Genomic DNA, 25,722 nt, shown 5'->3' with positions numbered 1-25,722 from the left:
GCCCCACTTTGAAGCCGTGGCTAAGGCATGAGAATCGGCGCCAACCCGAGCACAGCCGACATCGCCCCGAGCGAAAGCACTGTCGCCCCCGGCGAGTGGATCACGCGCTCCACGCGGGCGTAGAACCTTTCCTTACGGTCTATACGACTTTCGAACGTCTTTTCGTTAGCTCCGGAGATACGCTCCCTGCGGGCACCAGATACCGGGCGTGCCACCGGCGCCGAGGAATACCTGTAGGTGTTCGAATTACCCCGCTGGCCTATCGCATTCCAGTCAGGCTTGCGCACCTGCGGCTTGCGCAGGGGGGCTACGCGATCGCCAGGTAGCACGCGAACACGCGACACCGGGAAAGACTCATCAGAGGTTGTAGGGATTACGATCGAGGTGGTCACGTAGATACTCCTTTACAGGTACACGCTGACCGCTTGGCCAAACGCTTTGTTTCCTTCGCTGTGGTTCATAGTGAACCACCCGGCATGGACAGGGTTAGAAAAGCTTTTAGAGGGTTAGCTCATGTGTTCGAATCTCGAACATGTTGAAAAATTTAGCACGCTTGTTCGATGATGTCTAACCCAATTCAAAATTTTTCGAACACATACACTAGAAGAGTGTTCGTTTTCCGGTAGAGTGAGAGTCGATCGTGCAATACTGCCCACAAACGGCCGCTCGGAACCTGAACGCACTCAACCGGCACTCAACCGGCACTGAAACCGGCACCGAAACCGGCCCCAAATCACCGAATGAGGTACACCCCGTGAGAACCGACGAACCAGAGACGACCGACAACTCCACCACGCGCCGTAAGCTGGGGCGCCCGCCAAAGTCAGAGGCGGATAAGCGCGCGGAAAAGCAGGCAGAAAAGGACGGCAAAAAGCCGGCGCTTAGCACTCGCCAGCGCCGTATTCTGGAGGTCATCCGGGATTCAACCGTGATCCGCGGTTACCCGCCGAGCATCCGCGAGATCGCAGACGCTGTAGGACTGCATTCCACGTCGTCTGTCTCCTACCACCTAACGCAGCTGGAGAAACGCGGCTATCTGCGGCGCGATGGGAAGCGGCCGCGCGCGGTTGACGTTCGCTCCTTTGAGGGTGGACAGCTGGTGAACGAAAGCAAGTCGAAGCCTAAGCCGGCCGCTCCGCAACCGACCGACGAGGGCGAAGCCATGCCCGAGGCAACCTACGTGCCTGTCGTGGGGCAGATCGCCGCAGGCGCACCAATCCTCGCCGAGCAGAACGTAGAGGCGCACTTTCCCCTTCCCCAGGAACTCGTGGGCAACGGCGAGCTTTTCCTGCTGCAAGTCGTCGGCGAATCGATGCACGATGCCGGCATCTTTAACGGCGACTGGGTTGTCGTTCGTTCCCAGTCGGTGGCGGAGTTCGGCGACTTCGTCGCCGCGATGATCGACGGGGAGGCAACGGTCAAGGAGTTCCAGAAGGATGCCGACGGGCTATGGCTGATCCCTCACAACCCGGTGTTTGAACCCATTCCGGCCGAGGAGGCAACGATCCTGGGCAAGGTGGCCGCGGTTCTGCGCAAGATCTAGGCTCCCCCCTATTGGTTCGGACGCCGCCTTTCCCCGCCCGCAAGGAACTACAGTAGCCCTTATGGAATCAGCAGAAAGGCGCCGTCAGATAGCCTCCCTCACGGCTATTCACGGCAGAGTAACTGTGAATGAGCTGGCAGAAAAGTTCGGCGTCACCGCAGAAACAATCCGGCGCGACCTCGCGATCCTCAATGACGGCGGCGAGCTGTTCCGCGTTCATGGCGGGGCCGTGCCCGCACAGAACTTCCGCACGGACTTCACCACACTGGCCATCAGGTCGAAGACCTCCCTCGGTGCCAAGCGCGCTATCGCGAAGGCTGCAGTGAAGTTGCTGCCGGAAACGGGCAGTACAGTGTTTATCGACGCAGGCACCACCACCGGCGTATTTGCCGAAGCCATCGCGGAAGCGAACTCGACCAACGACCCCGACGTCATGGCTCCGAAGCTGAACATCGTCACGAACTCGTTTTTCATCGCCACCACACTGGCGGAATCTTCTCGCTGCGATGTGCAACTTATCGGCGGGCACGTCCGCGCGCTTTCCCAAGCCGTGGTTGGCGACCTAGCCACCCGCGCACTCGGCGTGCTACACGCGGATGTAGCCTTTATCGGCACAAACGCCCTCACCATCGACCACGGACTATCCACCCCGGATGCACAAGAAGGCGCCATCAAACGCTCCATGGTTGCCAACTCGGAACGCGTAGTGGCGCTGTGCGATTCCACCAAGTTCGGCCTGGATTACCTCGTCAGCTTCGCCCGTATCGAGGATATTAGCGCCATCGTCACTGACCGTGACGCGCCAGAACCCTACGTCATCGAACTGCGCAACCTCGGCATAGACGTCACGTTCGCCGAGTAATTTCCCCCCCGACAACCTAGTCGGCGACGATAAACTCCCCCAGCTCGCCCGCCACCACATTCGGCAGACGCACATCCATCGTGGTGCCCTGCGCGTCATAGTCCTCCGCAATCACCGTGCCAAACTCATGCACCTTCGCCACCACGTCTCCACGGTCGAAGGGCACGTGCAGTTTCACGTGAGAATCCAGGGAGTTCAGGAACAGTTCCAACTGTGCCTCCAGCTCCGGGATTCCCTCACCCGTCTTCGCCGATACGTACACGGCATCCGGCACGCGGTGACGCAGCTCCGCCAACACCAGCGGGTCAGCCGAGTCGATCTTGTTAATCACCAGAATCTCCGGCGGGGCCTCTTGGCCGGACTCCTCGACGATCCCGCCGATCACCGTGTTCACCGCCTTGATCTGCTCCAGCGGGAAGGGATCCGATCCGTCAACGACGTGCAGAACCACGTCGGCTGCCAGAACCTCTTCGAGGGTAGAGCGGAAAGCTTCCACCAGCTGCGTGGGCAGGTGGCGGACGAAACCAACCGTGTCGCTGAACACCACAGCGCGGCCATCGGCCAGCTGCGCGCGGCGGGTGGTCGGATCCAGGGTGGCGAACAGTGCGTCCTCCACCAGCACACCCGCACCCGTCAGGGCATTGATCAACGATGACTTACCGGCGTTCGTATACCCGGCGATCGCGATCTGCGGAATCGCCGCTGCATCGCGCCGCTCGCGCTTGACCTCACGGGAGGTCTTCATCGCCGCGATCTCCTTGCGCAACTTCGCCATGTCAGAGCGCAAGCGACGGCGGTCAGCCTCAATCTTCGTCTCACCGGGGCCACGCAGACCCACACCGCCGTTGGAACCCGCACGGCCACCCGCCTGACGGGACAGCGCGCCACCCCAACCACGTACGCGCGTGATGAGGTATTCCATCTGCGCCAGAGCGACCTGCGCCTTACCTTCCTTGGACTTCGCATGTTGGGCGAAGATATCCAGAATCAGCATGGTGCGGTCGATCACTTTAACGTCCAGCGCCTTTTCTAGCGCGATCATCTGACCGGGGCTCAGTTCACCGTCGCAAACCACGGTATCGGCGCCGGTTTCACGCACCACCGACTTCAGCTCTTCGACCTTTCCACGGCCGATGTAGGTGCCGGAGTCCGGCTTGTCGCGGCGCTGATAAAGCATGTCTGTCACCTCGGAGCCGGCGGTCTCCGCCAGCGCGCGCAGCTCTTCCAGGCTCGCCTCGACCTGCGCAATCGTACCGGCGGTCCACACGCCAACCAGCACGACTTTCTCCAGCCTGAGCTTTCGGTACTCAACGTCGTAGCCGTCCGACTGTTCGTCGGTGTAGGTACTTACCCCGCGGGACAACCGTCGCAGGCTAGAGCGAGCCTCGAGGTCAAGCTCACCGACCGTGGGATCCTGGTGTACGTCGTAAAGGTGTGTAGTGTCTTCGGTCATTTCCGTCATTAGTGTCTATTTTTACCTGTCAGGGGCGGTAAATAGGAAATTTGGTAGGCGGACTAGAGTGGTGGGCATGATTCCTGAACTCCGCAGCATTGGTATGGATTTCCCGAAGTGGCAGCAGGCTCTTGAAGCCGCCTACGGATCCGGCAACTTGGGTGTGTCGGCCGAGGTTCGCGGCGGCCAGGTACTGCAGTTCGACGATCCCTCGGGCGCGCGCATGGTCGTGCTCGCCGTCGAACCGTTCGGCTCCTTCGCCAGCTACTCCGGCGGCGTGCCCGCCACGGCTCACCTCTCCATGTTGAACGACATCGTCGGCGTGCTTGATGTTGTCGACGACAACCCTGCGTTGCAGATCGCTGGCCAGCAGGCTCCCACGATCGCGTCCCTCACGGCCACCATCGCTCAAGGTCCTATGCTTGTAGACGCCCCCACGATGGAGTACCACCAGTTCCACATTGGGGCCTTGGGGAGCTCCGTGCGCGTGTACGCGAATTCGACTGAGTTCGCCAAGGATGGAGGGCTGAAGGTTGGCGTGGTGGATTCAACCGGTCTGCAGGACATCAACTCCCCTGCCACCACCCCGCACGCCACGGCGCAGATCGCGGTGGAGGCCTCCGGCTGGACCCACAAGATCAACGCCCTGACAGGCCAGAAGTTCTGGATCGCGACGGTGGCCTCCCCCTTCGAATTCACCGTCGTACTGCCCGCAGATGCCGTCGACGAGGAGGCCGCGCGGTCCGGCGCACCACTCATCGTGTCGGGTACTGTGCAGTTCACCGCTAGCACGGTGGAGGCCGCCGGATGCGGCGGCGACTGCGGCTCCGGCAGCTGTGGCTGCGGCGGCCACTAGAAGGCCGCTACAGGACGGTCTGCCCCCAGGCCACTATCGCCGACGGCCCGCGAAGCACGGAGCCGCCCTCGGAGACCTCCACCTGCACGTCACCACCGGGAACATGCACGGTCACTGTACCTGTGGCCCGTTCGGCGTCTGCAAGAGCGGCCACAGCAGCGGCCACAGTACCGGTTCCACACGAGCGAGTCTCGCCCACACCGCGCTCGTGAACCCGCATGTGCACCGCGCCCGCATCGTCCAGTGGCGTGAGGACCTCCAGGTTCACCCCTGCCGGGAAGAACTTTGGGTCGAACTGCACCTGCTGGTCGATCGGTAGCTCCTGCAGCTTCTGCGCGGTGAGGTTCGGCACCACAGCAGCCAGGTGCGGGTTGCCCATATCCACGCCTAGCCCCGCGACCTTCATGTCGCCCACCTGTGCGGTGGACAGACCCAGCACCTCTGGGGTACCCATGTCCACGCTGACGATGGCGTGCTCCAGGTTGTCGCCGGTTACCTCGTGGACCTCCACCAGCTTGCGGCCCGCCCGGGTGCCAATGCCGAACTGTTCGCCGACAGTAACTTTCCCCTGTCGGCACAGCACGTGGGCGAAGGCGCGCACGCCGTTGCCGCACATCTCCGCCAGCGAGCCATCCGCGTTGCGGTAGTCCATGAACCACTCGTCGCCGTGCACGCCGTTGGGCAGGCGGTCAAGCACACCGGCACCTACCAGCGCCTCACCGGTGGCAATGCGAATCACGCCGTCGCCGCCGATGCCGACGCGCCGGTCTGCAAGGTGTCGCACGCGATCCTCAGTGAGGTTCACCTGGGTCGCCTCGTCCATCAGGATAACGAAGTCGTTCTCCGTGCCGTGGGCCTTAATGAAATCGATCATGGTGAGCACTCCCTTTATTTACTGCTGGCTGACAATCCCTAATGCTTCCGTTGCCGCGCGGACGGGGTCGGGTGAGTTGGCGTCAATCCAAACAATGCGCTTGTCCCTGCGGAACCAGGAACGCTGCCGTCGAGCATAGCGACGGGTACCAGTAATGGTGCGCTCCACGGCCTCCTCATACGTAAGCTCACCCGAGAAGTAATCCAATACCTGGGCATAGCCAATCGCCTGCCCGGCGGTGGACTGACGCACCAATCCCTCGGCGACCAGGCGGCGCACCTCCTCGACGAGCCCCCGGTCGAACATCTGCCGCACGCGCAATTCGATTCGGGGGTTCAGCCACTCCGCGGGGGCATGCAGGCCCAGCAGGCGCATGTTCCACCGGGGTGTGGAATTCTTCGGCGGCTGCGAGGCGGCAAAAGGTTTCCCGGTCAGCTCGATGACCTCCAGGGCGCGGACAGTCCGGCGGGGGTCGTTGTCTTCGATGATTCGCGCGGCTTCCGGGTCGATCGATGCCAAGTACTGGTGCATGGCGGCCACGCCGCGCTCGTCCAGCTCGCGCTGCCATTTATCGCGGACGGCCGGGTCTGTTGGCGGGAAGTCCCACTCGTCCACGAGAGCCTGGATGTACATCATCGAACCACCGACGATGATGGGGGTATTGCCCCGCGAAAAAATTTCTTCCACCGTTTGAATCGCCCCCGCCCGGTACTCGGCCACACTCGCGGGCTTAGTGACCGGCCACATGTCCAGCTGGTGGTGTGGAATGCCCTGCCGCTGCTCTACCGGCACCTTTGCCGTGCCGATATCCATGCCGCGGTACAGCTGCATGGAGTCGATGTTCACCACCTCCCCGTCCAGCCGCTTGGCCAGTTCCAGAGAGATTGCCGTCTTGCCGGACGCGGTAGGGCCAACGACGGTGACTGGGCGGATCTGAGCGGAAGAACTCATAGAAACATAGTGTAGCGGTGCAGCTGATGTAATAATTACTTCATTGCCTTGCATAAGGCGATTGGCATGTTTTGGTTTTAGGTAGGAGTATCCGCAATGACTGATCCCACGAATTCTCGCCCGGCGCCCAAGCCCGGCCCGAAGCCCGGCCCGAAGGGAGCTCCGGCTGGGGGCGTCACAATCCCCAAGAACGACCCAGCGAAGTTCGGCCGCGTGGATGCAGGCGGCGTGGCATGGGTGAAAACCGCCGACGGCGAACGCCAGATTGGTGAGTTCAAGGCCGGTACTCCCGAGGAGGGGCTGAAGCACTTCGGCGCTCGCTACGACGACCTCAGCACCGAGGTGCAGATGCTTGAGGCGCGACTGAAGAGCCACCCGGAACAGGCCCAAACCATCCGTCACGACGCGAGGATCTTGCAGGATTCCCTGCCCACCGCTGCCGTGATTGGCGATATCCCGGCGCTGGATGCCCGCCTGCAAAAAATTTCCCAGCGCACCGAGACTGCCGAGCAGCAGGTGGCCGAAGCCAAGCAGCAGCGCCGCGATTCCGCACTGGCGCAAAAAGAGGAGCTGCTGGGCGAGGTTGAGGGCATTGCCGCAGCTGATCCCTCCACCTTGAACTGGAAGCGCAGCGGTGAGCGCATCCGCGCCATCGTCGAACAGTGGCGCGGCATCAAGGGCGTGGAGCGCTCCACCGACGACGAGTTGTGGAAGCGCTTCTCCAAGGCCCGTTCCGAATTCAACCGCAAGCGCCAGGCGCACTTCGACGAAATGGACCGCAACCGCGAGCGCGCCCGTCTGAAGAAGGAAGAGCTGATCGAGCAGGCTGTGGCTCTGCAGGATTCCACCGAGTGGGGACCGACCAGCGCCAAGTTCCGCGACCTCATGAGCCAGTGGAAGGCCGCCGGCCGCGCACCGCGCAACGTCGACGACCAGTTGTGGGAACGTTTCCGCAAGGCACAGGACGTATTCTTCCAGGCTCGTAAGGCCGATTCCGCCGAGCGCGACAAGGAATTCGAGAGCAATGCGGAGGCCAAGCAGGCCCTCATCGACGAATACTCCCCCAAGGTCGATCCGCAGGCACAGGGCGTGGACAAGGCCCGCAAGGTGTTGCACGAGCTGCAGGAAAAGTGGGAACAGATTGGCTATGTCCCCCGCGGCCGGGTGCGCGAGTTCGAAGACAAGATTAAGGCCATCGAGGCTCGAGTAGAAAAGGCCGCAGACGCCGAGTGGCGCCGCACCGACCCGGAAGCGCAGGCGCGTGTGGCCCAGTTCCAGGCCAAGGTCGACCAATTCAACCGCGAGGCCGAGGCCGCGGAGAAGGCCGGCAAGTCCTCGAAGGCGGAGAAGCTACGCGGCCAGGCTGCACAGTGGCAGGAGTGGGCAAACGCCGCCGCGGCCGCCCTAGAGAGCTAGTCCCCCTCGCCGTCGCGCTCGGCCTGCTCGGCCTGCTCGGCCCTCCGCGCGCGACGGGCTTTCGCGCGGGCTCGGCGATCGTCGACGATCACTGCGTCCTCGCGCTCTTCAATTCCGGTACGCAGTCGCTGCTGCGCCATGCGGGATTCCTCGTCTCGGTGGGCTTCTTCGCGACGCGCAGCAGCCAAAGCCCGCTGTAGCGGGTTCTTTTTAAACACCACGGCGGACATCACCATAAACAGCACCGTCAGCCCCAGCAGACTAAACAACAGCGGGACCGCCGGGCCGTCGCCAGTAGCTGTGGGCGGGCGGGTCTGGCGCATCCATACTGCGAACACGTTGTACCACCAGGCCACGCCAACAACAGCCCAGTTCACCCACGCCACCATCCACGACTTAGAAACAATCGTGCCGATGGTCAGCAGAATCGCGAGAAGGCGCAACCAAGAAAAGATCATCTCCGGCTTCGTCGTGTCGTTGTTCTGTGCCACCGGGGTCTCAAAGAGCACGTCGAAACCGCGCACGTCGCCTGCGTGCGGTAAGAAAATTGTGATGAGTGGAACCAGGAAGCCAAAGGCGATCAGCGGCAGGTACTGCCCCAGTACGACTCGCCCGGCCACGCGGCGTTCCGCACCGCCGAGGTCGTCCCGATACTTCGCCAGCTTGTCTTCTGCGCCGGAATTACTCACAGCCACATCCTCCCGTGCTGCATCCGCCCGCCGTGGTTGGCTCTGGTCTCTTGATGCTCGGCATTCCTAGCCCGACGCCCACCGGCGCCGTCGTCGGAGTCTCCCCCAACTCTGTCATGTCCCCGGCCCGGGTGCGCTGGTGGCTCGCAACTCCGCCGTCGGCGATGAGGAAGTGCGGCGCGGCGTCGGTAATAACGACCTCCACCACGTCGCCCGCACGAATCTCGCCCTCGGGCGTGAAGTGCACGAGGCGGCCGTCGCGGGAGCGGCCAGAGCGGCGCTGCGTGCGGTCGTTCTTGCGTCCGTCCGCCTGTACCAGCAGCTCTTGGGTGGTGCCGATGAGCTTGCGGTTCTCCTCCTCGCTAATGCGTTCCTGCAGCGCGAGCAGGCGCTCGTAGCGGTCCTGCACCACGGCCTTTGGCACCTGATCCTCCATCTCCGCGGCCGGGGTGCCGGGCCGCGGCGAGTACTGGAAAGTGTAGGCGCTGGAGAACCGGGCCTTCTCCACCACGTCCATGGTCGCCTGGAAGTCCTCCTCGGTCTCCCCGGGGAAGCCGACGATGATGTCGGTGGTGATGGCGGCGTGCGGAATGCGTTCGCGTACCTTGTCCAGGATCGCCAGGAACTTCTTGGAGCGATAGGAGCGCTTCATGTCCTTGAGCACCTTGTCCGAGCCGGACTGCAGCGGCATGTGAAGCTGCGGGCAGACTGCGGGGGTCTCGGCCATAGCGTCTATCACGTCGTCGGTGAACTCGGCCGGGTGCGGGCTGGTGAAGCGCAGGCGCTCCAGCCCCTCGATCTCGCCGCAGGCGCGCAGCAGTTTGGAGAACGCGGTGCGATCGCGTTCGAGGCTGGCATCGGCGAAGTTCACGCCGTAGGCGTTCACGTTTTGTCCCAGCAGCGTCACCTCGCTCACGCCTTGCTCGACCAGTGCCTTGACTTCGGCCAGGATCTCGCCGGGGCGGCGGTCTTGCTCCTTGCCGCGCAGCGCGGGCACGATACAGAAGGTGCACGTGTTGTTGCAGCCTACAGAGACCGATACCCAGCCGGCGTAAGCGGACTCGCGCTTGGCCGGCAGCACGGAGGGAAACTCCTCTAGCGCATCGAATATCTCGACCTCTGCCTTGTGGTTATGCGCGGAACGCTCAAGCAGCGTCGGCAGCGAACCCAGGTTGTGCGTGCCGAAGACCACGTCGACCCACGGGGCCTTGTCCACCACCGTCTGCTTGTCTTTCTGCGCCATGCAACCGCCGACGGCGATCTGCATGCCCGGATGGTCTTCCTTGATGGCTTTCATCTGGCCGAGCGTGCCGTAAAGGCGCTTGTCTGCGTTTTCGCGGACGGCGCACGTGTTGAACACCACCACGTCCGGCGTAGCGCCCTCACCGGCGGGTACGTAACCGGAATCCTCCAGCAGACCCGACAGCCGCTCGGAATCGTGGACGTTCATCTGGCAGCCGAAAGTGCGCACTTCGTAGGTGCGGGCGGCGCCGTCCTGCTCGCCCTTTTGCGTCTGAATCGTCTGTGTCACGTGGATTACCCTACCCCCTTGCCTACCGCGTTTACGAAAGCGCGGTTCTTACCTAGTGACGCCCGCTACAACTCCTCTATCCGCGCGTCCAGAGCACGGCGAGCGTAGTGCAGGGCTAAGCCTTCCGGGAACCCGCGGCGGGCGGCCACTCCGACCACCCGGCGCAAAGCCTTATCGTATTCCTTCCGATCGGCCGGACGGGTTTTAATGCTGGCCGCTTTTTTGTGTACGAGGTCTTCCAGGATGCGCTCCTGGGATTCTTCGTCCACCTGTTCCAGCGCGTCTTCGATAAGCGCCGCGCCGATTCCCTTGCGCTGCAGCTCCCGGCGCAACACGGCGACGGACTTCTTCTGGTTCTTCGCTCGTTGACGCACCCATTCCCGGGCGAATTCCACATCGTCCAACATCCCGTTGGCCGTGCAGCGGTCGATAACCTCTTCCACCCCTTCCGGGGCGAACTCCGCCTCCAGCAAACGGCGCCGCAACTCCTCTGTGGAGCGCGCGCGGTGGTTAATCAGGCGCACGGCTTTGGCCTTAATCGGCGCGAGTTTCTCCTCCTCCGCCGCATCCACCAATCCCCCGCCCTCACCGGGCGTGTAATTGGCGATGGCTTGCCGGAGCGCCTCGATCTTCCGGTCGCGCTCGCTAGGCCTTGTCGTCATCGTCATCGTCGAAGTTCGGGCTCAGTTCGATGGGCTGATCCTCATCTGGCTGCCCCGCAGCACTTCCCTCTTCCGGCTCGTCCTTCATCTTTGTGTAAGGGCCGATCTTCAGTTCGCGAGCGATGCGATCCTCGAGCTCCGCGGATAGATCCGGGTTGTTCTTCAAGAATTCGCGAGCCTTCTCCTTGCCCTGCCCCAGCTGGTCGCCGTCGTAGGTGAACCAGGAGCCGGATTTCTTAATCAGCCCAGTCTCCACGCCCAGGTCGATGATAGACCCCTCACGCGAAATGCCCTCGCCGTAGAGGATATCGAACTCCGCGATCTTAAATGGTGGCGAGACCTTGTTCTTTACAACCTTCAGGCGCGTGCGGTTACCCACCACATCCTGGCCGTCCTTTAGCGCCTGAATACGGCGGATATCACAACGCACGGAGGCATAGAACTTCAGCGCCTTGCCACCAGTCGTGGTCTCCGGGGAGCCGAACATCACGCCGATCTTCTCGCGCAGCTGGTTAATAAAGATCGCGGTCGTACCCGTCTGGTACAGCGCGCCGGTCATCTTACGCAGCGCCTGGCTCATCAAACGAGCCTGTAGACCGACGTGCGAATCGCCCATGTCGCCATCGATTTCCGCCTTGGGCGTTAGCGCCGCCACGGAGTCCACCACAATGATGTCGATGGCGCCCGAGCGAATCAGCATGTCCGCAATCTCCAGAGCCTGCTCGCCGGTATCCGGCTGCGAAACCAGCAGCGCATCTGTATCCACACCCAGCGCACGGGCGTACTCCGGATCCAGCGCGTGCTCAGCATCCACGAAAGCCGCGATGCCGCCGGCGCGCTGTGCCTCCGCGATCGCGTGCAGCGCCACCGTGGTCTTACCGGAAGACTCCGGACCATAGATCTCCACCACGCGACCGCGCGGGAAACCGCCGATGCCCAGCGCCGCATTAATTGCGATGTTGCCGGAGGAGATAGCCTGGATCGGTGGACGAGTGTCATCCCCCAAGCGCATGATCGCGCCCTTGCCGAAGTCCTTCTCGATCTGCGCCATCGCAAGCTCCAGCGCCTTGGACCGATCCTTTCCCCCCGCGGCGGTCTGCTTCTTCTTCGGTGGCATAGAGTCGCTACTCCTTACATCTGGTGTGACACCTGGTGTGTCTGGATTGTCTTGCTTTGTCTGTGTGTCTCGCGCGTCTCGCGTGTCTACTGTCGCCATCTTCTTCGCACCCCGGTCTCCTTAGACCACGGGCACTCCGAAAAGGTTCAGTGATAGTTGTACTCGACCGCGCGGACAACCATCGTTTCGACATACAGCCTACACGAACCTTTGTTCGAATGTTCAACTGACGCGCCAGGTGGTGCGCACCGTGGAGCGTCACCTAGAAAAAAGCTAAATATCCTCACCTAAGCGACGTTCCTCGGGCACATCGAAGTCGTCACACAGAGCCAACCACACGTCGCGGGGATCATACCCCTGTTCGATTAGCGCCGCGGGCGTGTCCCCCAGGGAGCTCAGCACGTGAGTGTCCGCGATAAAGGCGCGGAAGCTATCTCCATACTCACCCTCGGTCAGCCGATCAAACTCTGTTCTGCGCATGGTTCACCAATCTACACGCTCCCCAATAAGCCACGTCCTTGAACGGTGTTCAAGTTCGGTATCGATCTGGGCTATCATCATGTTTATGTCAACCCCCGAAAGTACAAGATTTAAAGCGGTGGACCTCGCGTACATCGCCGTCTTCGCAGCCCTCATCATCGTCCTCGGTGGCGTACAGTTCCCCATCGGCACCTCTGGCGTGCCCATCGTCCTACAGAACATGGGCATTGTCCTCGCCTCCCTCATCCTCGGCTTCTGGCGCGGTGGCCTGGCCACCACCCTGTTCATCGCCGTAGGGTTCGTCGGCGTACCGAACATGGCCGGATGGAAGCCCGCTGCCGCAGCCGTGGCCGGCCCCACCGTTGGCTACATCGTCGGTTATGTAATCGCCGCGTTCGTCATCGGCCTCATCGCCCAGTACGCCCCGCGTAGCATGAACGCCCGCGCGGCTGTCTTCTTCCTCGCCGGCGTCGTCGGCGTGATCATTCAGTACCTCTGCGGTTCCGTCGGCTTGATGGTGCGCCTGGATTACGACTTCGGCACCGCCCTGGCCACCAATGCCCCGTTCATCCCCGGTGACTTGATCAAGGTCGTACTCGCCGTCGCGATCGCCCTTGCCGTCACCAAGGCGGTGCCGGATCTGTTGCCAACTAAGCGCAAGGCCTAGAATGCCCCTCATCGAGTTCGATAACGTTAGCGTCACCTTCGATACCTCGACAGGCCAGCGCACCGTCCTCCGGGACATCAACCTTTCCCTCGACGAACGCCGCATCGGCATCGTCGGCGCTAATGGTTCCGGCAAGTCCACCCTGGTGCGCCTCATCAATGGCCTCGCCGAACCCACGAGCGGCCATGTGCGCGTCGCGGGGCTCGATGTAGCCAAGAGCGGTCGCCAGGTGCGCCGCAAGGTGGGGTTCGTTTTTAGCGACGCCGACAACCAGATCATCATGCCCACGGTCGCCGAAGACGTCGCGTTTTCGCTGCGAGCAACCTCCATGAACAGCCGGGAGCGAAAGGAAAGGGCCGCAGCCATGCTGCGCACCATGGGGCTTGAGCACCTGGCTGAATCCTCCCCGCACTTCCTATCTGGCGGGGAGAAACAGCTGCTAGCGCTGGCCGCGGTGCTGGTCATGGAGCCGGAGCTGGTGATTGCCGACGAGCCCACCACATTGCTGGACTTGGGCAATCGCCGAATGATCGCCCGAACATTGGCGGAATTGCCACAGCAGCTGATTGTGGTGTCGCACGATCTTGAGCTGCTGGAGGGAATGGATCGAATGTTGTGGATCGCCGACGGCGAGGTGCTTGGCGACGGGGCACCCGCACGCGTGATTGCCGACTACGTAGCGAGCTACGGCGGTTAGACGCAGATGACAAAATCTCTGCGCATAGACGTGCCGCTGTCGGTTTACCACCCCGGCAGGTCGATTCTGCACCGCGCCCCGGCGGGCCAAAAAATTTTTTGGCTGTTCGTTTACCTCGTCGGCAGCGCCATAGGGGCGACGGTTCCGTGGCAGGCGGGAGTGTTCGCCACCATCGCGATCATCTGCTTCGCGGTAGCGCGGATTCCGGCCCTCCTGGCGCTCCGGCAGATGCTGGCTCCATCGTTGTTGCTGTTGGCTTTCGCTTTGTTGCTGTGGTGGCAGCGGGACTTTCCCACAGCGCTGACCTACTTCGTGGTGATCCTCTCCGCGGTGGCAATGGCAACGCTCCTCACGCTCACCACCACCATCGGCGAGCTCATGGATGCGGTGGAGGCTGGGCTGCGCCCGCTGGGTAAGATCGGCCTGCCCGTCGAGACAATCAGCCTGCTGGTAGCGCTGACGATTCGCCTGATCCCGCTAACGGCGCTAACTGTAAATGAAGTGCTGGACGCAAGAAAAGCACGGGGCGCATCGCGCTCCGTGCTGGCCTTCGGCGTGCCGGTGATCGTCCGCAGCCTCTTACGCGCCCGCCGCCTGGGCGAAGCGTTGAAATCCCGCGGGGTGGGTAACTAGCTCTCGTTACGCAGCTGGCGCATGCGCTCTGCCACGGCATCCTGGCTGACGTTGCCGGCTTGTGGCTTGGCCTGCTCGATGGCCTCTGGCTGCTGGCCGCCGGACAGCTGGTTGTTCCCGCCACCGTTCATCTCCGCACGGATCTGCTCCAGGCGGGAGTGGCCAGCCATCTGCACACCTGCCTGCTCTACTTCTGCCATGCGGCCCTGTACGGAGTTCTGCGCCAGCTCGGCCTGGCCGAGGGCGTTGGCGTAGCGGCGCTCGATCTTCTCGCGCACCTGATCCAGGTTCGGGGAGCCGTTGGCGGTGACAGAGTTCATGGACTGCAGGGAGTCTGCCACCTTCTCCTGCATCTTCGCCTGCTCCAGCTGGCTCAGCAGCTTGGTGCGCTCCGCAGCCTTCTGCTGCAGCTGCATGGAGTTGCGTTCCACGGCCTTCTTGGCCTGTGCTGCCTGCTGCAGTGCTTGGTCGTGCAAGCTCTTCATGTCTTCCACCGACTGCTCGGCGGTAACCAGCTGAGCAGCGAAAGCCTCCGCAGCGTTCTCGTACTCCGTGGCCTTCTGCTGATCGCCCTGGGTGCGTGCCTTGTCAGCCAACGTCAGCGCCTGCTTGGTGTTGGCCTGCAGCTTCTCTACCTCTTCGAGCTGGCGGTTCAGCTTCATCTCTAGCTGACGCTGGTTGCCGATCACGGCGGCTGCCTGCTGGGACAGCGCCTGGTGCTGCTTCTGTGCCTCCGCGATGGCCTGCTCGATCTGAATCTTCGGGTCAGCGTTCTCTTCGATCTTGGAGTCGAAGAGCGCCATGAGGTACTTCCACGCCTTCACGAACGGATTGGCCATGAGCTATAGCTCCTTCAAAAAGTAGAGGTCGGAAAAATTGGGCATAAAAATTCTTTCGCGCGCCCGATTCTACCAAGAATCCGCCACGCCCCGCCCCTACGCCTGAGCCCGTTCCCCGGCCGTAGCCGCCATGTTCGCGGCAAGCTCTGCGGCCGCAGCATCCAGAGCCATCATCGAGGCCGCCTCCAGGATCACAGAAGCCACTGAGACCGCCATCGCGTGGCACACGCTAGCCAGCAGCTCGGAGGACACTTCCTTGCGGCCGCGCTCCAGCTCCGAGAGGTAGCCCGGGCTAACATTCGCCAAAGAGGCCAGCTGTCGCAGCGTAAAGCCATTGTTAGTGCGGTATTCCTTCAGCGTCGCCCCCAACGCCTCTCGCAGCAGCGGCTCGTCCGCCGGCATCCGCTCGGCCGGACGCTCCGTTAAAACCGTATCCATGACCATAGTATTGTGACTCATCAATCATCCCAACGTCTCTGGCGGCGAATTTGTTCCCGCCATTCTACGTGCTCGCTAACTCCAGCGCGCGCATTACGCTGAACTTCCGAATTTCCGCCCGCAACTGCGCCGGATCCATCCCGTCGAAGTCCCCCGTAGCCTGCTTACGTGCGAACTCCTCGTATAACTTTTCCACGCGCGTTCCCCTGGCGGCCTCAAAAATTCCGATGAAGACCTCTCCCACCGGGTGCCCGTCTTGTGGGTCCGGTCCGGCTACGCCCGTCAGCGACACTCCCACGTCGGCTCCACATCGCCTCGCAGCGCCTGCCGCCAGCTCCGCCGCGGTCTCTGCTGCCACGGGCCCGTACGTGCGCAGCGTTTCTTCCCTCACTCCGGCAAGGTCGTGCTTGAGTTCTGTTGCGTAAACGATGACGCCGCCGCGTAAGACCGCCGAGGCGCCCGGTACCTCTGCAATAGTGGCCGCGCACAGACCCGCAGTAAGGGATTCCGCGGTGGCGATCGTCAGCCCCCGTTCGGTGAACTGCCGTACCAGGTTCCAAGCGGCGGAATGCATCGGCATTTAGGCGTTTTCCTTGCGCGAATCCAGGATGTACTGCACACCGGTGACAACGGTCTGCACCACGGCCACACCCATAACGATCATCGCGACAGTCTGCACCACTCCACCGAAAGGCAGGATGTAGAGGAACACCGCGAGTGTCTGCAACACGGTCTTCAACTTGCCGCCCTTGGATGCCGGCACCACGTTACCCTTCCGCGCCAGCACCATCCGCCAGATAGTAATACCCAGCTCGCGAACCACAACGATAACGGTGACCCACCACGGCAGCTCGCCCAGAATGTTAAGGCTGACGAATGCGGAGATCATCAGCGCCTTATCCGCGATCGGATCTGCCAGCTTGCCGAAGTCGGTGATGACCTCGTAGCGCCGAGCCAGGTAGCCATCCAGCTGGTCAGTAAACATCAGAAGACTAAATGCCAGCAGGGCCCACCAGCGATGTGCCCTATCGAGTTCCGCCCCGGCCACGTCCCATTCCCCGGAAGTCAGGATCAGCCAGAGGAACACCGGGATCAAGGCGATGCGAATGCACGTGAGTACATTCGGCAAGCTCACGCTGTGGACAAAAGTGCCAAACGAGGATCGCGGTGCAGAAGTGTTCACAAGTATCTACCCTACCGTGGCGCGCTCTTCGTTTTTAGCTTGCTGCTTCTTGCCTACCGTCAGGCTCAGCACCGTGGTGATGACCAGCACGCCGACGATCGTCAGCAGCGATACTTCTACGGATACCTCGGGCACAGCCAGACCGTTGCCGCCATTGACGAACGGCAAGTTGTTCTCGTGCAGTGCGTGCAGGATCAGCTTCACGCCGATGAAGGCCAGGATGACAAATAGACCGTAGGACAGGTACACCAGTCGATCGAGTAGGCCGTCCAGCAGGAAGTACAACTGCCTCAGGCCCAGCAGCGCGAGGGCGTTAGTCGTAAACACAATGTACGGTTCGCTGGTAATGCCGTAGATGGCGGGGATGGAATCTAGGGCGAACAGTACGTCGACGAAACCGATGGCCACCAAGGCGATGAAAAGAGGCGTCAATACCTTCTTGCCATTTTCCTTAAACCACAAACGGTCCGACTCGTAGTGGTCCGAGACATGGATGAACTTGCGCACCACCTTAATGACGGCCATGTCCTGCGGGTCCTGCTCCTCGTTGTCGGCGATCTCGTCCCACAGCAGCTTCGCGGCAGTCCACAGCAGGAACAGGCCGAACAGGTAAAACACGTCGGACCATGCCTCGATGATCGCCGCACCCAGGGCGATAAACACTCCTCGCAGGATCAGCGCCAGCGCAATTCCGATCAGCAGTACCTTCTGCTGGTACTTGCGAGGGATCTTGAACGAACCCATGATCAGCGCGAAGATGAAGAGGTTATCTACGCTCAGGGCCTTCTCGGTGATGTAACCGGCGAAGAACTCCATGCCGTGCTGGTGCGGGTTGCCTGGCTCGCTCCAGGTAAGCCACAAGAAGCCACCGAAGGCGCAGGCGAGTGCCACGTAGAACAGAGACCACAGCGCCGATTCCTTCATCGAAGGCTCGTGGGGAGTCTTGACGTGGCTGAAAAAGTCGAAGATAAAGAATCCGGCGACCACTGCAATGGTGATCACCCAAGTTAATGCGTTTACTTCCATGGACAAACCTCCGGTCGAAAAAATCCATCACTTAATAGACCGGAGGTCTCCCCTGCCCGTTCCATCCTGGGTTCAGGCCGACATGACCGGGAGGTGAGCGGTCCAGCCGCACCTACCGTGTTGACGATCAATGTCGCGAGAAAGGGTACTCCCCTCCAACTGCCGACTACTCTACACTTCCGCCCGCAGCCACTGTGAATGCGGGGCTACACCGCGCCGCTCGGCGGGTTCGCAGGAATCACACGTGTATTCTCGTCGCCCTCGTAGCCCTCGTCGGCCTCGTCGGCGTCGTCGCCCTCGACGCCCCCGTCGACAACCTCCTTGGGCGCGTCCTCGGGGTTCGCTCCCTTGATCATCCAGAGCATCGTCTCTAGCTCCTCGGGCTTAACCAGCACCTCGCGGGCCTTCGAACCCTCGGACGGGCCTACCACCCCGCGGGTTTCCATCAGATCCATCAGGCGCCCGGCCTTGGCAAAGCCGATGCGCAACTTGCGCTGCAGCATTGAGGTAGAGCCGAACTGGCTGGTCACCACAAGTTCCACGGCCTGCAGCAGATCCTCCAAGTCGTTGCCGATATCCGGGTCGATATCCTTCTTCGCCTCAGCGGCCTTGTCCTCGGTCACACCCTCGGTGTAGTCGGGCTCGGCCTGGTCCTTGGCAGACTCAACAACTGCGTTGATCTCCTCGTCGGTGACGAAAGCACCCTGGATGCGCTGCGGCTTGCCCGCGCCCTGCGGGATGAACAGTCCGTCGCCCATACCGATTAGCTTCTCCGCGCCACCCTGATCCAGGATCACACGGGAGTCGGTTGAAGAGCTGGTGGCAAAGGCGAGTCGGGAAGGCACGTTAGTCTTGATCAGTCCCGTGACCACGTCGACGGACGGACGCTGCGTTGCCAGCACCAGGTGGATACCAGCCGCGCGGGCCTTCTGGGTGATGCGCACAATCGAATCCTCGATTTCGCGCGGGGCCGTCATCATCAAGTCAGCGAGCTCGTCCACCACACAGACGATGTACGGGTACGGGCGGTACTCGCGCTCGGAACCCAGCGGTGTGGTAATCTCTCCCGACTTCACCTTTCGGTTGAAGTCCTTGATGTGGCGCACACGGCTGGCCTTCATGTCCATGTAGCGCTGCTCCATCTCCTCCACCAGCCAGGTCAGCGCCGCGGCCGCCTTCTTCGGCTGGGTGATGATCGGCGTGATCAGGTGCGGAATGCCCTCGTAGGGGGTCAGCTCCACCATCTTCGGATCCACCAGAATCAGCCGCACTTCGTCGGGGGTGGCGCGCGTCAGCAGCGATACCAACATCGAGTTCACAAACGCCGACTTACCGGAGCCCGTCGAACCGGCGACCAATAGGTGCGGCATCTTCTGAATCGAGTGCGCAACGAAGTCGCCCTCGATATCCTTGCCCAGCCCGATGACCATCGGGTCGTGGTCACCGCGCACCTTCGGCGCCTCCAGCACGTCACCGAGGCGCACCATCTCGCGGTCAGTATTCGGCACCTCGATGCCCACGGCCGACTTGCCGGGAATCGGCGTCAACAATCGCACGTTATCGGTTGCCACTGCGTAGGCCAGGTTGGACTGAAGGTTCGTAATCTTAGAGACCTTCACGCCCGGCCCCAGCTCTACCTCGTAGCGGGTCACTGTCGGCCCGCGGCTGAAGCCAGTTACCTGCGCGTCTACGTTGAACTCCTCGAACACATCGGTGATCGCCTCGATCATCCGGTCGTTCGTTTCGCTGCGGGTCTTCGGTGCGTCGCCGTTGAGCAGGAGGTCCGTCGAAGGTAGCGCGTAGTCGCTGTCCTTCTTGTCGACGCCCTCAGCCACATCCTCCTCCAACTCCGACTTAGGCGTGGAGGCCGGAACCGCTGCAGCGTCGATACCAGAACGGGCGATGATAGCCTGTCGCACCGAATCGCGAGAATCGGCGACGGGATCCTTCTTGGGTTGTGGCTCCTCGTCATCGTCCAGCAGCTCCGCTACATCCTCCACCTGGGGTGCGGGCTTGGGCTGCGAACGCTTCGGCTGGGTGCGCTTGCGCCGCTGGGGTCGCGCCTTTGGCTCGGGCTCCGACGGGGTTTCCAGCACCAAAGTCTCGTTGGAATCAACTGGATCGTCACCACGGTTCTGGACCGGATAGTTTTCCATTGGCGTGCGCCGAGCCGCCCGAGTGATCTGGCGGTCCACGTGCCCGTATTGATCGTCTTCATCGAAATCATCGTCGAAGTCGGCGCCATCCAGGTCGTGCGCAGCGCGGCCGCCGCCGACTCCAAGGAAGTCCGTGGCCAGCGTGTAGATCTGCTTCACCGTCAGGCCGGTTAGCTGCAGCGCCCCGTAGACGATAGCCAGCAGGAGCAGCGGGACAGCTAGGTAGGAGCTGAACCCGACGGCCATCGGGGTGCCGATGGCCTGGCCGACGATGCCCCCGGCGTTGGCCTTGTCCGCGCCGGCGGTCGGTTGACCCGCAAATATATGGATCAGTCCGAGCATGGGAAGCACAACGAGCGCAGAGCCCAGCCATAGGCGGAAGGTAGAGCGCTGGGTACGCTCAATGCCCACCATCAGAACCCAAGCTGCAAAGGCCATAGCGATCGGCACGACGTATCCACCCGCGCCAATGATCCACGTGAGCACACCGGCAATGCCGTTACCCACGGCTCCGCCCACTCCGAACCACAGGGTGCCGGCGAGAATCAGCGCAACCGCGAACACGCCGATGGCGGCACCGTCATACCCGCCGCCTATGCGATCCGGCGCCGCCTCCTCCGCACGGAAGTCGGCGTCGAAATCATCGTCCCCAGTATCCGGGGTCCAACCGTCCGCAGCACCAGAAACGCGACGGTTGTCAAGTTTTTTAGCTTGACTCCCCCGCGACCTGCGCTGCTTCCCCCGCTTGGAGATCACCTGTGTTTCCGCCTCCTCAAGAAGTTCTGCATCATCATAAACGTCCATGTCGTCCGCTCCGCCTCGGGTTGCCAGGCGACGAGTCAGACCTCCGATGCCGCGCGCGGCCCCACTGAACGCGCTTCCTAGAGAGTGGCCTACCACCCCGAAGGCGCTACCGGTTCTTTCGAAGTCCTCGCCCCTAGCGTAGCCGGAGTACCCGGTATCTACATGAGAGAAGGAACGGGTTTCCTTTCCCCGGGGCGCAGAATTACGAGAGCGACTAGTGACAGACATGGTCACCACTTTAGTCGCAGCAATCACAGTAGTCACATGAGCAACACGCGCTTTGTTCTAAAAAGATGCACAGATACGGCGGAAAATTTTTTAGAACACGTGGCGCTTGATCCGCGCCGAGGTTGCCTCATCCGCCGGCGTGAGCGTCACATCCACCGCCCCGTCACGGCCGTACAGCCATAGCAGCAGCTCGCCAGCTGAGCCAGCGACTCGCACCTCGTCGGGGCTATCGGCTCCCGCACGGATCACGAACGGCGCGGGAGCATCGGTTCGTTCCAACACTACGTGGATGGTCGAGGAGCGCAGAAAAAATTTTGCCATCTTGCCCAATGCGTTCCAAAGATCATCCTGAACGGACTGCGGGAGGTCGCGGGGCGTGTAGTCCCCTCCCCCGCGGCGCAGGTCCTCGTGGTGAATGAAGTTTTCGGACATGTTGGCGTACTTATCGGCCAAGCGCATTGGGTTCCACGCGGGTGGGCCGGTGCGATACATCTCAACCAGCTCTGCGTAGGGCTTGGATTCGTAGTCGTGGCTGACGGAATCCAAACGGTTGGCCAGGCCCTTAAAGAACAGGCCTGCGGCGGCGTCCGGGCGGTATTCGCGAACCACCAGGTGGACCACCAAATCGCGAGCAGTCCAGCCCGCGCACAGTGTAGGTGCTTCAGGGCTGGACTGCTGCAGGAGGTGTGCCAGAGCTTCGCGTTCCACTTGGGAGGTGTTCATGTGTTGTTCCATGCCACCCCAGCGTAGCGAAACTTGTGGCTATACGGACTCGCGCGATTCCTCTTCGTCGAGCTCCTCGACAATCTCCGAGCTCATCGGAACGACGGTCGGTACGATCATCGGCTTGCGGTTCCACTTGTCGGAGATCAACTTGCCCACCTTGCGGCGGATAGCCTGAGCCATGCGGTACGGGTCGTTCTCGCCCTCGCCGGCCAGGTCGATCATGACGTTGTCGACTTTCTCCTGGATGACCTTCAGCATCTCGCGAGCATCGTCGGAGAAGCCCTTGGCCTGAACGCTCGGAGCTTCCAGCGGGCGACCAGTGCGGTTGTCGATGACGGTGGTGATGGAAACCAGGCCGCCCTCGGACATCGCGGTACGGTCCTCCAGCACCCCACTGTCGATGTCGCCCATGCGGGTGCCGTCGACGTAGAGGTTACCGACGGTGATCTGGCCAACGACCTTCGCGTGGCCGTTGTGCAGGTCCACCACCACGCCGTTCTGCGCCAGCGGAACGTTGTTCGGGTTAACGCCCGTGCTGATAGCCAGCTCCTTGTTGGCACGCAGGTGGCGCCACTCGCCGTGCACCGGCATGGCATTGCGCGGGCGGGCCGCGTTGTACAGGAACAGCAGCTCGCCGGAGTAGCCGTGGCCGGAGGTGTGCACCTTCGCGTCGCGACCCGTAATAACGGTGGCGCCGATCTGGGACAGCATGTTGATCACGCCGAACACTGCTTCCTCGTTACCCGGAACCAGGGAAGAAGAAAGGATGATCAGGTCACCGTCGCGAACGGTAATCTGGCGGTGCTCACGGCGCGCCATACGGGACAGCGCGGCCATCGGCTCGCCCTGCGTACCGGTCGTGATCAGCACAACCTTATGCGGTGCCATCTTGGAGGCCTCGTCCATAGAGACAATGGTGCCGCGCGGGACGTTCAGGTAGCCCATGCGCTCGGCGATCTCCATGTTGCGGATCATGGAACGACCGTTGAAGGCAACCTTGCGGTTGGCCGCCACGGCGGCGTCCACAGCCGACTGCACGCGGGAAACGTTCGACGCGAAGGAAGCGATGATCACGCGCTGCTTGGCATCGCGTACCAAGCGCTTCAACGTCGGCGCGATCTCGGCCTCGGAACCGGATACGCCAGGGGTGGTAGCGTTCGTAGAGTCGCACAGGAACAGATCCACTCCCTCGTCACCGAAGCGGGATAGCGCCGGCAGGTCGGTGGGGCGACCGTCCAGTGGGGTCTGGTCCAGCTTGATGTCGCCGGTGTGCACCAGCAGGCCAGCGCCGGTCTTCAGGGCAATACCCAGGCAGTCCGGGATGGAGTGGTTCACAGCGAAGAAGCGCAGATCAAACGGTCCGCGGCTCTCGTGGGAGTTCTCGTCGACCTCGATCAGCTTCGGGCGCTGGCGGTGCTCCTGCGTCTTCGCGGAGATCAGGGCGCAGGTGAAGCGGGACGCAATAATCGGGATGTCCGCACGCTGCTTCAGCAGCCACGGAATAGCTCCGATGTGATCCTCGTGACCGTGGGTGATGACCAGCGCTTCCACGCGGTCCCACTTGTCATCCAGGTAGCTGAAGTCCGGCAGGATCAGATCCACGCCCGGCTCGCCGGAACTCGGGAAAAGCACACCACAGTCGATGATCAGCAAGCGACCTTCGTACTCGAAGACCGTCATGTTACGGCCAATCTCAGAGATACCACCCAGCGCTACGATGCGCAGGCTGCCCTTGGGCTGCTTCGGCGGCTTCGGCAGACGCTGCGTTAAGTCCGCGCCCTGCATAGCCTTCAGCGCGCCCTTGCGGCGGTCGCCACCACGGCCACGGCCACGACCCTTGTTGCCGTTATTGCCGTTGTTATTTCCGTTGCCGCCACGGCCGCGACCGCGGGAACGGCGGTTACGGTTACGGTTGCCACCACCGTTGTTGTTCTTGTTACCGCCGTTGCCGCCGTTACTGTCGTTGTTGCCGTTGTTGCCGTCGCTGTCGTTGTTGCCGCCGTTGTTCTTAGCGACGCCACCGTCGTTGAAAACCGTCGCAGCCTCCGCATTGGAGACAGCGGTGTTATCCGATTGCGCTTCCGCCTCAGCGCTCGGCGGAGCTGCCTTCCGAGTAACCTTGCGGCCTCGGGAACGTTGTTCAGTCATATTTTCCCTATACCCCTGCTGCTTGCAGGTCTTGAGCCAGCTGATCCATCTCAGCGGCTGTCGGTTCGATGATCGGAAGACGGGGCGCACCCACGTCCTTCCCCTTTAGCTTCAGAGCTGCCTTCGCGAATGTCACGCCCCCGAGGCGAGCCTGTGCCTTCTGCAGTGGCTGCAGACGCACGGCGATGCTGCGAGCCGTGGCGATATCGCCAGCGTCAAACGCATCCCTCAGTTCCTTCAGCTGTCGCGTTGCCACGTGACCGATCACAGAGATAAAGCCAGTAGCACCTGCGGCCAACCACGGCAGGTTCAGCGGATCATCGCCCGAGTACCAAGCCAGGTCAGTGTTTTCGATCAGCTCCATCCCAGCGGCCAGGTCACCCTTGGCATCCTTCACGGCTGCGATTCTTGGATGATCGGCCAGTCGGTGCAGGGTCGCCGGCTCTACCGGAACGACGGAACGAGAGGGAATGTCATAGACGCACACGGGAATATCCACCGCATCCGCAACAGTCGTGAAGTGCTGGTAGATCCCCTCTTGGCTGGGACGGGAGTAGTAAGGAGTCACAACCAACAGGGAGTCTGCACCGGCCTCCTGCGAAGCGCGAGACATCTCTACGGTGGCAGCTGTGTCATAAGATCCGCTACCGGCAATCAACTTCACGCGGTCGCCGAGCTCGGATCGTACTGCTCTGAGCAGGTCAAGCTTCTCGGTCGCGCCCGTGGTGGGCGACTCTCCGGTGGTACCGGCCAAGACCAAAGAATCGCAGCCCTCATCCGCGAAGTGGCCAGCAAGTGCCACTCCTGCGTCCAAGTCGATGGAACCGTCCTTTTTGAAGGGGGTCACCATCGCAAGAGAGATAGTTCCGAAGTGCGCGGATCCCCTTGTAGCTGCGTTACCTGTACTCATGACTTCCCAGACTACCTTCCTTCGCGAAAAACTCACGTATTTGGGTGTTAATTTCGACCAGTTTTACTTGGTGTGCTTAGGACTCTCCCACGTAGGGGCTCGTCGCCATCTCTCCGCCGTCGTGCAATTGTGTGATCGAGAAGTCCTCGAACACGTTCGGCGCCACGTTCTGCAGTTCCCGTAGACAAGCCACGGCAATCCGACGAATCTCCGGATCCGCGTGTTCGGCTGCGCGCATGGCGATGAAGTGCCGCCAGCTGCGGAAATTGCCGCTCATGACAAACCGGGTCTCGATGCAGTTCGGCAACACTGCCCTGGCCGCCTGGCGGGCCTGCTTGGTGCGCAACACCGCGTTCGGCTCCTCCGCGAAGTCCTCGCCCAGCCCGTCCAGGATCTCCCGGTAGGCATCGTAGGCCACGTCCGCAGCCTGCAAGAACAGCTTCTTCAGGTCGTCGTTGCCGGCCACTGCCTCGGGTACGACAACCCGCGCCTCGTCTGCCGGCACGTAGCGTTGCGACAGCTGGCTAAAGCTGAAATGCCGATGGCGCATAATCTCGTGGCTACACGAGCGCGACACGCCACGCAGGTACATCGAGGCGCTGGCGTGCTCCAGCAAGGTGGTGTGGCCGACATCCATAATGTGGCGCACATACGCCGCATTCGTGGCGGTGTGCGGATTGGGCTTATCCCACGTCTCGTAACACGCTCGCCCCGCAAACTCGACCAAAGCCGAGCTATCCTGCGCGTCCGTCTGCCAGTTCAAATCCGACACCGAGCTAAAGGCGGTGTGGCCCACCAGGTCGATCTGTAGTGGTGCAACAGTAGCCATGTGC

At 62.0% G+C, this 25,722-nt stretch carries 26 protein-coding genes; 7 read left to right on the top strand and 19 right to left on the bottom strand.

What is annotated here, in order from left to right; genetic code table 11:
* Positions 1–20 precede the first annotated feature (20 nt).
* Positions 21–392 carry a hypothetical protein gene (locus ACKFRT_RS02465; protein WP_408925626.1) on the bottom strand — a complete coding sequence of 124 codons (372 nt, stop codon included), beginning with the start codon at positions 390–392 and terminating at the stop codon, positions 21–23.
* Positions 393–754: 362 nt separating this feature from the next.
* On the opposite strand from ACKFRT_RS02465, the gene lexA reads away from it, so the two are divergent.
* A complete protein-coding gene (gene lexA, locus ACKFRT_RS02460) occupies positions 755–1,543 on the top strand; it encodes a transcriptional repressor LexA (protein WP_296213878.1) in 789 nt (262 codons plus the stop codon).
* Positions 1,544–1,604: 61 nt separating this feature from the next.
* Positions 1,605–2,405 (top strand): DeoR/GlpR family DNA-binding transcription regulator, encoded by an 801-nt coding sequence (locus ACKFRT_RS02455; protein ID WP_296213881.1) that lies wholly within the window; start codon positions 1,605–1,607, stop codon positions 2,403–2,405.
* Positions 2,406–2,421: 16 nt separating this feature from the next.
* On the opposite strand, the gene hflX is transcribed toward ACKFRT_RS02455, so the two are convergent.
* The gene (gene hflX / locus ACKFRT_RS02450) at positions 2,422–3,867 is read right to left on the bottom strand and encodes a GTPase HflX (protein ID WP_408925625.1); all 1,446 of its coding nucleotides are present in this window, start codon (positions 3,865–3,867) and stop codon (positions 2,422–2,424) included.
* 67 nt (positions 3,868–3,934) lie between these two features.
* On the opposite strand from hflX, the gene ACKFRT_RS02445 reads away from it, so the two are divergent.
* On the top strand, positions 3,935–4,714 hold the full coding sequence (locus ACKFRT_RS02445; RefSeq protein WP_408925624.1) for a hypothetical protein: 780 nt from the start codon (positions 3,935–3,937) through the stop codon (positions 4,712–4,714).
* Positions 4,715–4,721: 7 nt separating this feature from the next.
* On the opposite strand, the gene dapF is transcribed toward ACKFRT_RS02445, so the two are convergent.
* Positions 4,722–5,588 (bottom strand): diaminopimelate epimerase, encoded by an 867-nt coding sequence (gene dapF / locus ACKFRT_RS02440; protein WP_408925623.1) that lies wholly within the window; start codon positions 5,586–5,588, stop codon positions 4,722–4,724.
* Between the two features lie 18 nt (positions 5,589–5,606).
* The gene (gene miaA / locus ACKFRT_RS02435) at positions 5,607–6,539 is read right to left on the bottom strand and encodes a tRNA (adenosine(37)-N6)-dimethylallyltransferase MiaA (protein WP_408925622.1); all 933 of its coding nucleotides are present in this window, start codon (positions 6,537–6,539) and stop codon (positions 5,607–5,609) included.
* 96 nt (positions 6,540–6,635) lie between these two features.
* On the opposite strand from miaA, the gene ACKFRT_RS02430 reads away from it, so the two are divergent.
* Positions 6,636–7,955: a DUF349 domain-containing protein gene (locus tag ACKFRT_RS02430; RefSeq protein ID WP_296213894.1), complete on the top strand. Its 1,320-nt coding sequence runs from the start codon at positions 6,636–6,638 to the stop codon at positions 7,953–7,955.
* Here the strand turns inward: ACKFRT_RS02430 and ACKFRT_RS02425 are convergent.
* From ACKFRT_RS02425 to ACKFRT_RS02405, 5 genes are all read right to left on the bottom strand, one after another.
* Positions 7,952–8,644: a hypothetical protein gene (locus tag ACKFRT_RS02425; RefSeq protein WP_408925621.1), complete on the bottom strand. Its 693-nt coding sequence runs from the start codon at positions 8,642–8,644 to the stop codon at positions 7,952–7,954. The genes ACKFRT_RS02430 and ACKFRT_RS02425 overlap by 4 nt on opposite strands.
* Positions 8,637–10,175, bottom strand: coding sequence for a tRNA (N6-isopentenyl adenosine(37)-C2)-methylthiotransferase MiaB (gene miaB, locus ACKFRT_RS02420; RefSeq protein ID WP_408925620.1), 1,539 nt, complete (start codon positions 10,173–10,175; stop codon positions 8,637–8,639). The genes ACKFRT_RS02425 and miaB overlap by 8 nt, the downstream gene beginning before the upstream one ends.
* Positions 10,176–10,240: 65 nt before the next feature.
* Positions 10,241–10,837, bottom strand: a complete 597-nt coding sequence (recX, locus tag ACKFRT_RS02415) for a recombination regulator RecX (RefSeq protein WP_408925619.1) — start codon at positions 10,835–10,837, stop codon at positions 10,241–10,243.
* Entirely contained in the window at positions 10,821–11,954 is a 1,134-nt protein-coding gene (recA, locus tag ACKFRT_RS02410; RefSeq protein WP_408925618.1) for a recombinase RecA, read from the bottom strand. Before recA ends, recX begins: the two co-directional genes overlap by 17 nt.
* A gap of 273 nt (positions 11,955–12,227) precedes the next feature.
* Complete coding sequence (locus ACKFRT_RS02405; RefSeq protein ID WP_408925617.1) at positions 12,228–12,434, bottom strand: DUF3046 domain-containing protein; 207 nt, start codon at positions 12,432–12,434, stop codon at positions 12,228–12,230.
* Positions 12,435–12,513: 79 nt separating this feature from the next.
* On the opposite strand from ACKFRT_RS02405, the gene ACKFRT_RS02400 reads away from it, so the two are divergent.
* From ACKFRT_RS02400 to ACKFRT_RS02390, 3 genes are read left to right on the top strand one after another with little or no spacing between them, the layout of a single operon-like run.
* Positions 12,514–13,101 carry a biotin transporter BioY gene (locus tag ACKFRT_RS02400; protein WP_408925616.1) on the top strand — a complete coding sequence of 196 codons (588 nt, stop codon included), beginning with the start codon at positions 12,514–12,516 and terminating at the stop codon, positions 13,099–13,101.
* 1 nt (position 13,102) lies between these two features.
* On the top strand, positions 13,103–13,798 hold the full coding sequence (locus tag ACKFRT_RS02395) for an energy-coupling factor ABC transporter ATP-binding protein (protein WP_408925615.1): 696 nt from the start codon (positions 13,103–13,105) through the stop codon (positions 13,796–13,798).
* A 6-nt stretch (positions 13,799–13,804) separates the two neighbouring features.
* Positions 13,805–14,431 (top strand): energy-coupling factor transporter transmembrane component T family protein, encoded by a 627-nt coding sequence (locus tag ACKFRT_RS02390; RefSeq protein WP_408925614.1) that lies wholly within the window; start codon positions 13,805–13,807, stop codon positions 14,429–14,431.
* Here ACKFRT_RS02390 and ACKFRT_RS02385 read toward each other — a convergent pair.
* The 10 genes from ACKFRT_RS02385 to thyX form a co-directional block, all read right to left on the bottom strand.
* Entirely contained in the window at positions 14,428–15,270 is an 843-nt protein-coding gene (locus ACKFRT_RS02385; protein WP_408925613.1) for a PspA/IM30 family protein, read from the bottom strand. The two genes, ACKFRT_RS02390 and ACKFRT_RS02385, sit on opposite strands and share 4 nt — an antisense overlap.
* 96 nt (positions 15,271–15,366) lie before the next feature.
* Positions 15,367–15,729 carry a helix-turn-helix domain-containing protein gene (locus tag ACKFRT_RS02380; RefSeq protein ID WP_408925612.1) on the bottom strand — a complete coding sequence of 121 codons (363 nt, stop codon included), beginning with the start codon at positions 15,727–15,729 and terminating at the stop codon, positions 15,367–15,369.
* A gap of 43 nt (positions 15,730–15,772) precedes the next feature.
* Positions 15,773–16,288 (bottom strand): CinA family protein, encoded by a 516-nt coding sequence (locus ACKFRT_RS02375; RefSeq protein ID WP_296213922.1) that lies wholly within the window; start codon positions 16,286–16,288, stop codon positions 15,773–15,775.
* Positions 16,289–16,843: a CDP-diacylglycerol--glycerol-3-phosphate 3-phosphatidyltransferase gene (pgsA, locus tag ACKFRT_RS02370; protein WP_408925611.1), complete on the bottom strand. Its 555-nt coding sequence runs from the start codon at positions 16,841–16,843 to the stop codon at positions 16,289–16,291.
* Between the two features lie 54 nt (positions 16,844–16,897).
* Positions 16,898–17,917 (bottom strand): TerC family protein, encoded by a 1,020-nt coding sequence (locus tag ACKFRT_RS02365; RefSeq protein ID WP_408925610.1) that lies wholly within the window; start codon positions 17,915–17,917, stop codon positions 16,898–16,900.
* A 206-nt stretch (positions 17,918–18,123) separates the two neighbouring features.
* On the bottom strand, positions 18,124–21,105 hold the full coding sequence (locus tag ACKFRT_RS02360) for a DNA translocase FtsK 4TM domain-containing protein (RefSeq protein WP_408925609.1): 2,982 nt from the start codon (positions 21,103–21,105) through the stop codon (positions 18,124–18,126).
* Between the two features lie 90 nt (positions 21,106–21,195).
* Positions 21,196–21,828, bottom strand: coding sequence for a TIGR03085 family metal-binding protein (locus tag ACKFRT_RS02355; RefSeq protein ID WP_408925608.1), 633 nt, complete (start codon positions 21,826–21,828; stop codon positions 21,196–21,198).
* 39 nt (positions 21,829–21,867) lie between these two features.
* A complete protein-coding gene (locus ACKFRT_RS02350) occupies positions 21,868–23,979 on the bottom strand; it encodes a ribonuclease J (protein ID WP_408925607.1) in 2,112 nt (703 codons plus the stop codon).
* Positions 23,980–23,986: 7 nt separating this feature from the next.
* Positions 23,987–24,889 carry a 4-hydroxy-tetrahydrodipicolinate synthase gene (dapA, locus tag ACKFRT_RS02345; RefSeq protein ID WP_296213937.1) on the bottom strand — a complete coding sequence of 301 codons (903 nt, stop codon included), beginning with the start codon at positions 24,887–24,889 and terminating at the stop codon, positions 23,987–23,989.
* 76 nt (positions 24,890–24,965) lie between these two features.
* Positions 24,966–25,718 (bottom strand): FAD-dependent thymidylate synthase, encoded by a 753-nt coding sequence (gene thyX / locus ACKFRT_RS02340; protein ID WP_296213940.1) that lies wholly within the window; start codon positions 25,716–25,718, stop codon positions 24,966–24,968.
* Between the last annotated feature and the right edge of the window lie 4 nt (positions 25,719–25,722).

The organism is Corynebacterium jamesii (genome assembly GCF_046097395.1).
GTDB lineage: Bacteria > Actinomycetota > Actinomycetes > Mycobacteriales > Mycobacteriaceae > Corynebacterium.
The sequence above is the reverse complement of the archived record's forward strand: the minus strand, read 5'-3'. Positions and strand labels throughout refer to the sequence as shown.